At 54.9% G+C, this 8,068-nt stretch carries 7 protein-coding genes and 1 pseudogene; 3 read left to right on the top strand and 5 right to left on the bottom strand.

Features of this window, described 5'->3' with window-relative positions:
* Positions 1 to 28: 28 nt before the first annotated feature.
* From RG807_RS15580 to RG807_RS15600, 5 genes are read right to left on the bottom strand one after another with little or no spacing between them, the layout of a single operon-like run.
* Positions 29 to 1,174, bottom strand: coding sequence for an acyl-CoA dehydrogenase family protein (locus RG807_RS15580; RefSeq protein ID WP_435404684.1), 1,146 nt, complete (start codon positions 1,172 to 1,174; stop codon positions 29 to 31).
* Positions 1,174 to 2,049: an HpcH/HpaI aldolase/citrate lyase family protein gene (locus RG807_RS15585; protein ID WP_309045720.1), complete on the bottom strand. Its 876-nt coding sequence runs from the start codon at positions 2,047 to 2,049 to the stop codon at positions 1,174 to 1,176. The genes RG807_RS15580 and RG807_RS15585 overlap by 1 nt, the downstream gene beginning before the upstream one ends.
* Complete coding sequence (locus RG807_RS15590) at positions 2,046 to 2,954, bottom strand: HTD2 family dehydratase (protein ID WP_309045721.1); 909 nt, start codon at positions 2,952 to 2,954, stop codon at positions 2,046 to 2,048. Before RG807_RS15590 ends, RG807_RS15585 begins: the two co-directional genes overlap by 4 nt.
* A complete protein-coding gene (locus tag RG807_RS15595; protein ID WP_309045722.1) occupies positions 2,951 to 4,108 on the bottom strand; it encodes a CaiB/BaiF CoA transferase family protein in 1,158 nt (385 codons plus the stop codon). The genes RG807_RS15590 and RG807_RS15595 overlap by 4 nt, the downstream gene beginning before the upstream one ends.
* Positions 4,108 to 5,265 carry an acyl-CoA dehydrogenase family protein gene (locus RG807_RS15600; RefSeq protein ID WP_410800773.1) on the bottom strand — a complete coding sequence of 386 codons (1,158 nt, stop codon included), beginning with the start codon at positions 5,263 to 5,265 and terminating at the stop codon, positions 4,108 to 4,110. Before RG807_RS15600 ends, RG807_RS15595 begins: the two co-directional genes overlap by 1 nt.
* Before the next feature lie 220 nt (positions 5,266 to 5,485).
* On the opposite strand from RG807_RS15600, the gene RG807_RS15605 reads away from it, so the two are divergent.
* The 3 genes and pseudogenes from RG807_RS15605 to RG807_RS15615 all read left to right on the top strand — a co-directional run.
* A complete protein-coding gene (locus RG807_RS15605; protein ID WP_309045724.1) occupies positions 5,486 to 6,463 on the top strand; it encodes a LysR family transcriptional regulator in 978 nt (325 codons plus the stop codon).
* A gap of 223 nt (positions 6,464 to 6,686) precedes the next feature.
* The gene (locus RG807_RS15610) at positions 6,687 to 7,838 is read left to right on the top strand and encodes a DcaP family trimeric outer membrane transporter (protein ID WP_309045725.1); all 1,152 of its coding nucleotides are present in this window, start codon (positions 6,687 to 6,689) and stop codon (positions 7,836 to 7,838) included.
* 126 nt (positions 7,839 to 7,964) lie between these two features.
* Positions 7,965 to 8,068, top strand: a pseudogene (locus tag RG807_RS15615) (electron transfer flavoprotein subunit beta/FixA family protein); the annotation flags it as partial.

Below are 8,068 nucleotides of genomic sequence, written 5' to 3' on the forward strand. Positions count from 1 at the left end.
ATTGTTTCCTCTTTAGCTAGGCCAGTGATTAGAGTGTGCGCGCAATAAGCAGCTTCATGATTTCACTCGCACCGCCATAAATACGACGAACCCTTGCGTCTACAAACGCCCGCGAAATCGGGTATTCCTTCATATATCCGTATCCGCCAAAGAACTGCAGGCACTTATCAACCACCCGGCCTTCGTTCTCTGTTGTCCACAGCTTGGCCATGGCGCCCTCTTCAGGAGTCAAAGTGCCTTCGTTAGCTTTCACCAGGCACTGATCGAGGAAGGCCCAGCCTACGGTCAGATCGGTTTTCAGGTCAGCCAGGGTGAACTGGGTGTTCTGGAAATCGAGCAGAGTCTGGCCAAATGCCTTGCGCTCTTTTACGTACTCAGTGGTGAGGTCGAATGCACGCTGGGCTTCAGCCTGTGCCCGGCAAGCAATGGTGATTCGCTCACGGGGCAATTCACGCATCATGATGGCGAAGCCTTCGCCTTCATTGCCCACCAGGTTAGTTACAGGTACACGTACATCCTGGAAGAACAGTTCGGAGGTATCCGCGGCTTTCTGTCCGATCTTGTCCAGGTTACGACCCTTTTCAAAACCAGGGCGATCTGCTTCAACAATAATCAGGCTGATGCCCTTGGCGCCTTTGCTGGGATCTGTAGAACAGGCCAACAGGCAAAAGTCGCAGTTCTGACCATTAGTGATAAAGGTCTTCTGGCCGTTGATAACGTATTCGTCGCCGTCACGAACCGCAGTGGTGCGCATGGCTTTCAGGTCACTGCCGCAACCGGGCTCTGTGAGGCCAATCGAGGCAATGCTTTCTGCCGTTACCATGCGTGGCAGCCAGTATTTTTTCTGCTCTTCAGTGCCTGCGTGCAACAGGTAGTAGGCGACGATGTCGGCCTGTACCGAGAACCCGACGCTGGCGCCACCAATGGCGTAACCGGTTTCTTCCGAGAAAATCATGTTGTAAAGGAAGTCTGCACCCGGGCCGCCGTATTCTTCCGGCACGCCGCAGCACAAGAACCCGTTTGCGCCGGCCTTTTCCCAAAACGAACGGGGCATAATTTCGTCTTTTTCCCACTGGTCGATATTGGGCTCCAGCTCTTCCCGGAAAAAGCGCCGCGCGTTCGTGCGGAACAGCTCATGGTCACTGGAATAGACAGCTCTGTTTTCAATAGTCATTACACTCTCTCCTTTACCTGTTTGAGCAATCGCGCCGCCCGCTCAACAACCGGCTTGTCGATCATTTTTCCGTCAAGTGAAAATACTGCTTCACCCTTCTGTTCATGCGCCCGGAAGCCTTCAACAATCTTCCGGGCTTTTTGAATCTCTTCTGCCGAGGGCATAAAGCCCTCATTCATAATGGCAACTTGCGTTGGGTGTACTGCCAGGGCACCACGAAAGCCCAACTGCCGCGCCCGCTTGATGGTTTCAGCAAACCGCTCCTGGTCACTGTAGTCTGCAATCGAATCCACAAACCCATAGGGTGTTACGCCGGTGCGATTCGCCGCAAAAACAATGGCCTGACTCGGAACCAGCAAGGTGTCTGGATTAGGCTCCATACCCACCTCGGCACAAAAATCCTCGGGGCCAAGGGTTATTCCGACCACCCGCGATACCGCTGCAATGTCATCCAGTTTCAGCAGCGCCTCGGGAGATTCGATCTGTACCAGCATCACCACGCTGCCTGGTGCCAGGCCACGCTCAATCTCCAGCTCAGTTACCACGTCGGCCAGAGCCTGTAATGCCGCTGCGCTTTCTACCTTGGGAACAACCAGCCCACGCACACCCTTGATGACCGCTGCCTCGAGATCACGCACGGCCATGCGCAAAGGCTGATTGATTCGCACCATCATGTCCGCGCCTGACTGGGTTACCTGGTGAACAACCACTGGCAGGTGATCCCGTGCTGACTTCTTTTCACCAAGGGGCACACTGTCTTCAAGATCAACAATGATGGCGTCCGCCCCACGTGTGTGAGCTTTCTCCAGGAACCGGCGGTTGTTAGCAGGCACAAACAGCAAAGAACGCCACGCCGGCATGTTGCGTGTATTCATCCTCGTGCTCCCGTTAATGAGGTTTCGTTGGCGCCTTTCAGCTCCACTTCCAGAGACATGGCAAGCTGGTTTCCGGGGGTCAAAGCCCAGAGCTTCACCGTGTTGCCATCCCGGGCGCCGTTAACGGTGAACGGCTCCAGATCAAACAATGGCTGTACGCCGCGGAACGTGAACCGGGCAATTTCCACCGGCCCCAGGTTGCTGTACATCAAGTCTATTAACAGCGTAGCAATCAGCGGCCCATGCACCACCAAGCCGGGGTAACCTTCCGCGTCAACCGCCCAATTGCGATCGTAGTGAATGCGGTGGCCGTTAAAGGTCAGCGCGGAATAACGAAACAGCATGACCGGGTCCGGCGTGATGGTTTTGCTCCACTGCGGCGCCAGCTCCGGTGTATATTCCGGGGCTACGGGCGCCGGACCGGTTGGCATTGCGCGGTATACTATGTCCTGAATCTCAGTGAGCACCGGCTCCTGATTGCCCTTGAACAACCGGTGAGCAACGCTTACAAACACCAACTCACCCTGCCGGCCACTCTTGGGCACAACCGATTCCACGGTGGACGTGCAGGTGAGCTTGTCACCAATCTGAAGAGGCTGGTGAACCTCAACTTTACTCCCCGCCCACATACGGCGTGGTAGTGGCACCGGCGGTAAAAAGTCGCCTGTTTTCGGGTGCCCATCCTGGCCTGTGGCCGACGCTTGCGGAGTTGGTGTGAAGAACAACCAGTGCCAGGGCAGAGGCAGAAAGCTACCTTCTGTTAACTGCGGGTTCTGGTGGTCCAACGCGGCAGCCATCTTGGCCACGACGTTAGCACTGACCAGATCAGACGATTCCTGAGTTCGCCCCACCCACTTCTGCAGCCCATCAAATTGTGTTTTTTCTGCCGCTGACCTTGCCGTCATGACTGCGCCTCCATAGCGCCTGAATTGCTGGCATCAAACTCGCGCCTCAGCATTACACTGTGCTCCCCCAGCGCAGGTACCGGACCAAACCCATTATGTTGGCGGCGGGTAACTGCGGGCGGCGCAACAACACTGACCGGGCCAGACACCGTCTCAACCTGAATGCGCCGTAACTGCGGGTGCCGGCTGAACTCCTCGACTGTTTTGACTTCGCCATAGGCAATGCGGGCCTGATTCAGGCGATCGACCAGTGTGTGCCGGCTCATAGCTGCGATAATGGGTCGCACCACTTCGTTAAGCGCATCGCGATGCATGCAGCGCGCGATGTTGCTCTCATAGGCTGGATCTGTTTTCAGCGTCGGGACCTCCAGCACCTGATCACAGAAGCGCTCCCATTCCCTTTGGTTCTGCACTGACAACACAACTTGCTGCCGATCAGCGCAGGAATAGACTTCGTAAGGTGTGATTGCAGGATGCCTCAGACCAACACGCTCGACTGGAATCTGCCGGGATTCACTCTGTAACAGAGGTACGGTCATCCAATCTGCTATCGCATCGAACAGGGACACCTCAATGCTCTCGCCTTCGCCTGTGCGTTCGCGGGCGATCAGCGCTCGCAGCACTTCCGCGTGGGCGTACATGCCGCAAGCGATGTCACAAACAGAAACCCCAACCCGGGCCGGCTCGTCTGCCGCACCGGTAATCGAAGCCAGACCGGATTCACACTGAACCAGCAAGTCATAGCCCTTCATATTCTGGTAAGGGCCTCTGCTTCCGTAGCCGGTGATATCAACGGTAATCAGGCGCGGATTCTCGCGGCGAAGTGCTGCCGAACCAAAACCGGCGCGCTCGGCGGCTCCCGGGGCCAGGTTCTGCACAAACACATCGGCTTCCTTCAACATCTGCAACAGCAACTGATGATCAGCGCTGTCTTTGATGTTCAGACAAATGGATTCCTTGCCTCGGTTGAGCCATACAAAATAGGAGCTCTCTCCGGCGGCGGCCTGATCGTAATATCTGGCAAAGTCGCCTTCACTGCGCTCTACCTTTATTACACGGGCACCCGCGTCGGCGAGCCTGGAGGTGCAATAGGGCGCGGCTACGGCCTGCTCCAGCGAAACAACCAGGAGCCCTTTAAGAGTAGGCGTGCTCATTAAAACGACCTCGGCATGCCAAGATCATGGGTGGCCAGGTGAGACAAAATCAGGTTGGTTGAGATGGGAGCGACCTGGTACAAGCGGGTTTCCCGGAACTTGCGCTCAATGTCGTACTCTTCGGCAAATCCATAACCACCATGGGTCTGGATGCAGGTATCACCCGCTTGCCAGGAAGCCTCCGATGCCAGCAACTTGGCCATATTGGCCAGCGACCCGCAGGGCTCTCCGGATTCAAATGCTGAAATAGCCCGGTCAACGATGGCTGCCGCAGCCTCCGTTTGAGCATAGGCTCGGGCAATCGGAAACTGGACACCCTGGTTCTGGCCAATCGGGCGGCCAAACACTTCACGGCTTGAGGCATAAGCCGCGGCCTTCTCGATGAAGTAGCGGGCATCACCAATGCACTCGGCCGCAATCAGAATCCGCTCTGCGTTCATGCCATCGAGGATGTAACGGAATCCAGCGCCCTCCTCACCAATAAGGTTCGCCGCCGGCACACGCACATTGTCAAAAAACAGCTCAGTGGTGGCGTGGTTCATCATGGTTTTGATCGGGCGTATAGATAGACCGCCAGCCAAAGCATCCTTCATGTCCACCAGCAACACCGACATGCCTTCCGTGCGCTTGGCACAGGCATCGCGCGGAGTGGTACGCACAAGAAGGATCATCAAGTCCGAATGTTGAGTGCGGGAAATAAATACTTTCTGGCCGTTGACCACATAGTCGTCGCCATCTTTCACCGCTTTAGTGGTAATACGGGTGGTGTCTGTGCCACTGGATGGCTCAGTTACACCAAACGCTTGCAACCTCAATTCGCCGGCGGCGATACGGGGCAAATACTTCTGTTTTTGCTCTTCGCTACCGTGGCGTAGCAGAGTACCCATGGTGTACATCTGTGCGTGGCAGGCACCGCCATTACAGCCGGAACGCTGTACCTCTTCCAGTACCGCGCAAGCAGCACCCAAAGGCAAACCCGAACCGCCGAATGCTTCCGGAATCATCACCGACAAGTATCCGGACTGGCCAAGAGCATTCACGAACTCAGTCGGGTAGGCACCCTGCTGGTCCAGCGCTCTCCAGTATTCACCCGGGAACGCGCTGCACAAACGTGCAACGGACTCCCTGATTTCTGGATACGACAACGGCGATTTCATTTCCATCTCCTGCTGGTAAATAGATGTGCCTCTACAACACACCTCTCCGACCATCCTGAAATCACACTACCAGCAAGACATACACCCAACAATTATATAGTTTTTATATCCGCCATCAGTTTTTTGCATACCATCTCCGAGCCACCACGCCCGCTTTCAAATAATTACGGCATGCAGTAATCTGATACCATCACTTTTGGGCATACCCTGGAGAGCACTCATGGCCGCTAACATTAATGTTGATGTCCGACAGCTAAACACCTTTCTTACTGTTGCAGACACCGGCAGCTTCAGCCGGGCATCTGAAAAACTGTTTGTTGCTCAGCCGGCGTTAAGCCGACAAATCCGGATGCTGGAAAGTGCGTTGCATGTAGATGTGTTTGTTCGGCATGGCCGAGGAGTAGTGCTGACTGCGGCTGGTGAACTTTTATACGATAGAGCGCGCAAGCTCATGCAGGATCTGGAACGAACCCTGGCTGACGTAACGGCGGTCGGAGGAGAAGTTACCGGGCAAGTGATGCTGGGAATTCTTCCAACGGTGGCACATCTTTTTTCCGGCACCATCGTTGAAAAGTACTGCCAGCAATACCCTCAGGTAGACCTAGCGGTGAAATCAGCCATGAGCGGCACCTTGCAACAGATGGTTGCCCAGCACCGGCTCAACCTTGCCATAACGTACAACCCGACCAGCCAGAGAAACCTGCGATGCATACCCCTGCTTGAGGAACCCCTTTGCCTGATCGGACCAAACAACAGCCCGTTCGCTGGCCGCAGCGAAATAACGGTCGATGAGGTTCTGAAGCTGCCGTTGATTTTGCCGGAAGAAAAGCACGGGCTGCGCATGAAAGTAGAGCGAGAGGCTACCGAACGTGGCGTTCCGCTCAACCTGGCCCTTGAGGTAAGTGCTTGGCCATTATTAACCGACACCGCTCGTCGCGGGCTGGGGTATACCATTCTCCCTGCGGCTGCAGTGCATGAAATGGTGGCTCGGAACGAGGTCATGTCTATTCCAATCACTTCTCCCGAGATGACTCGAACACTTGCTCTAGTAACGCCTGTAGACCTGCCCTCCTCTGTTGCCACCCGAAAACTTGCAGAGCTGATCATGGAGCAGCTGGCGATACATGTTCGTGAGGGGCTATGGAAAGGGCGCCTGCTGTTCGATGTCAATAAACCAAATCCGGTGGGTGCGGATTGATTGCAAAAGGAGAGATCGCATCTATCTCTCCGCGCAGCACCCCTGACCAGCTATTCATTTTCGTTATGCTCCATATCAAACATAGATAATTGTTGCCCTCCCCGCGCGCTGCTAGGCTCGTTTGGTCGCCCAAATTGCGACTTTAGAGTTGTCTGTATTTGCCTCCATCAGACTGAACGATCTCTAGCGGCAGAAATTTAAATAATAACGGGGAACGCGACCTATGCTACGCAATAAATTGTCCACAGCAGTTAAAGTAACCAGCTCTCTGCTGGTGTTAGGCTTGGCTAGCCAGGCTAATGCTTTTGAAGTGCAGGCCGGCGACTACACCGCCGACATTTATGGTTACGCACGCCTCAACGCCTCTTACGATATTGATGAAGATATTGCGATTGGTTCCGGCACGCGCGCAGGTGACTACAGGGAGATCACTAAAGGCGGCAGCAAAGGGGCCAAGGGCCACTTCGGCGCAGACGCTTTGCAATCCCGCATTGGTGTGCGCACGACGACACCCGAAGGCGTTAAAATGAATGTGGAAGGTGACTTCCGCACAACCACAGGCACACTGCGCCTGCGTCATGCCTATGGCGAGTATAACGGCTTTTTGATGGGCCAGACCTGGTCAAACTACGGAAGCCTGATTGGCACAACTTCCCAGCTAGAGTTTGACCAAATCCCTGGTTCAGGTGGCTATGTAGGGCGGAAGGCACAGGTACGCTACACGACAGGCGCCTTCTCCTTTTCAGCTGAAGACCCACTATCCAGCATTCTTGACAATTCCGGTGCCGCAGCCTCCGATAAAAAGAACGGCTCTCCGGCACTGACCGCCCGCTTCTCATCCAAAGCCGGCAACCTGACTTACGCAGCAGCAACCGTTGTTCGCCAACTCTCCGTCGACGACGGCACCAATGATGACAGCGCCATAGGGTTTGGTGTATTCGGCGCGGGTAAGCTGGCAGTGACCGATACGCTCAACATTCAGGGCGCAATCAACTATACCGACGGTGCTAACCAGTACCTTTGGCGCTCCGGCACCAACTACGGCGCCGCCGATGCTTACATGAAAAGTGATGGCAGCCTGGAAACCATTTCAGGCTTTGGCGGCACCATCGGCGCCAGCCTGAAGGTAGGGCCTGGTACAGTTAATACTGCCTATGCCCTGACACAAGTTGACTGGGACGATGCAAAAAAGGATGGCGTAACTAACGCAGCCACCCAAAACAAGCGCAACACGATGGCGCTACTGAACTACCAGTGGAGCCCGGTTAAAGCAGTGATGCTCGGCGTGCAGTATACCTACCTCAAAACAGAGCTGGAAAACGGTGATGATGGCGACGCCAACCGCCTGATGTTTGCTGCTCAGTACAACTTCTGAGCCTGAGTCGAGGTAGCTTTTAAAAACGTTAAACCAGCTTCTTTTCCCCACTATGTGCAAAACCAGTTATACCGGTGGGGAAAAGAGGCGCATAAGAATTCGCCAGATTTAATTCGGGAGGCATAAATGCGAATACTGGTCGCTGTAAAACGAGTAATCGACTACAACGTAAAGGTACGCGTCAAGCCGGATAACACTGGTGTTGATCTCGCCAACGTCAAAATGGCAAT

This window comes from Marinobacter sediminicola, from assembly GCF_031157525.1.
GTDB lineage: Bacteria > Pseudomonadota > Gammaproteobacteria > Pseudomonadales > Oleiphilaceae > Marinobacter > Marinobacter sediminicola.